The sequence below is a fragment of the Bacillus cereus group sp. BfR-BA-01316 genome (assembly GCF_022664195.1).
Taxonomy (GTDB): domain Bacteria; phylum Bacillota; class Bacilli; order Bacillales; family Bacillaceae_G; genus Bacillus_A.
This window is the reverse complement of the sequence record NZ_JAKUGX010000071.1, coordinates 1-2,029: the sequence shown is the minus strand read 5'-3', so window position 1 is coordinate 2,029 and position 2,029 is coordinate 1. Positions and strand designations below refer to the sequence as shown.

The window sequence follows — 2,029 nt, the reverse complement described above, 5'->3', positions numbered from 1 at the left end:
GTTTGTCTAGCATCTAAAAATAAAAATTGACGTTCACGTTGTTTGTTTCGTTCAGTTTTCAAAGAACTTATCTGCCGCTCATTTGCGACTCCCTTATGTTAACATTTTCATGTTTCAATGTCAACCAAGTTTTTTTATTTCTTTTGTCGCTTTCTGCGTTGTTGCTATCGGCGACTTTTTCTATATTACACCTATGTATGTTAATCGTCAATAGTTTTAAATAAGTTTTTTATAAAAATATGAATTAACTATACCAACAAGCCGTTAGCACAATAATAATACACTTGAATGTAACTCCCAAAAAATAAACTAAATACGAATAACCTATAAAAGTCACTGTAGGTTATTCGTATTTAGATGTCATTACATTATGTATACCATAATAGAAAGAATTAAATATTATTCCTTTGAAGGTATCGAGCAGCTACCATCTGCACAATAATCATCTGTTGTACTATTTATTGAAAGATCTTGAAGTTCAGACTTAGGATTCTCTTCTTCCCACACCTGCTGAAGTGCACCAACAAAGGTTTCAAGTGGTTGTGCACCTGAAATAGCATACTTTTGATTAACAATAAAATAAGGTACCCCTGTAATTTTATATTGTTGGGCAATTGATTCATCAATCCTAACCTCATTGGCATAAGCATTTTTATTATGAATAACATTTAAAGCCTCTTCCCTATCTAGACCGGAAGCTTCAGCAATATTAGCCAGTGTTTCCACATCACTTAAGTTTCTCGATTCAGTGAAATATGCAAAAAGTAGATTTTCTGTAATCTCCTTTTCCTTCCCCTGATCCTTTGCGAATTTCGCCAAACGATGTGCATCAAAAGTATTTGTTGGCTTCATCTCTTCAAAATTGAAACTTAAACCCATACTAGCTGCATGATTGCCTAGTTGTATATTATTACGATCAGCTTCTTCAACACTAATCCCATACTTCGATGCAAGTACTTCATTAATACTCATTCCAGAGTAGATCGGGGCATTTTGATCTAATTCAAAACTTTTAAACTCAACTTCAACATCTTTCTTATGTGGAAATTGCTCTAAAGCCATTTCTAATCTACGCTTCCCAATATAGCAAAACGGGCATACAAAATCAGACCAAACTTCAATTTTCATATGAACACCTCATTAACATTTATTTTTCAATCATTGTAGCACTGACGTTACGGAATTCAAAAATTTATGCCTCAAGAAGTTACGACTACTAATCAAAGAAGATTTCATACCCATATATACACTTCAATTGTAAATGAGCTCCTTGTTCAACATCCCTATATCTCACTACATATTTAGCCATAATATAGCTGTTCTCATAATAATTGAAAAGCACCTGTATCATTTCCATAGATTATGTACTACTTCCTTATACTTAATAACAAAAAAGCATCCCTCAAAACGCTACTATTATAAGAATAAAAAATTAAAGGAAGCAATTATACAAATCTATATTATTGAAATTATGAACGGAGTTATTTTCAAAAGTATATTAGTGAAGAGAATTTAGATGTCCAATCATGAAGAAGAAGTATTTACCGGCAGAAATACCTCTAATGTTTATTAGTTAAGGGATACTATATACAGGATTTTAAGGGAAAATAGCTATATAATTCATAAACCATTAAATCATTTAGAGTATAGAAGCTTCAATTATGCGCCAAGTTTTTTAGAAATTAATTATAAAAGAAGAGAGATTTCCTCCTATATTGAAGATATGACCAATAATGGTCCTATGACGAAATACATATAGTTTAATAAATGCTTAATAAAAATAGCGAAAACACTTCGCCTTTATCATGATTCTGTAAATGATTTTCCATCTGGTATGATTTAGCAATCAATATTTCCACTCTTGTTTCTAACGAAACAAATATACAAAAAAACACAAGTCAAAAGACTTGTGTTTTAGCTTGCTTGGCGACGTCCTACTCTCACAGGGACAAGGTCCCAACTACCATCGGCGCTAGAGAGCTTAACTTCCGTGTTCGGTATGGGAACGGGTGTGACCTCTCTGCCATCA

The 2,029-nt window shown here is 32.7% G+C and carries 1 protein-coding gene and 1 rRNA gene; both read right to left on the bottom strand.

All coding sequences use genetic code 11. The annotated features are described in order from the left end of the window. Positions 1-399: 399 nt before the first annotated feature. Positions 400-1,128, bottom strand: a complete 729-nt coding sequence (locus MR071_RS24925) for a DsbA family oxidoreductase (RefSeq protein ID WP_105588416.1) — start codon at positions 1,126-1,128, stop codon at positions 400-402. Between the two features lie 793 nt (positions 1,129-1,921). Beyond that, positions 1,922-2,029: ribosomal RNA gene (gene rrf / locus MR071_RS24920) — 5S ribosomal RNA — on the bottom strand; the annotation flags it as partial.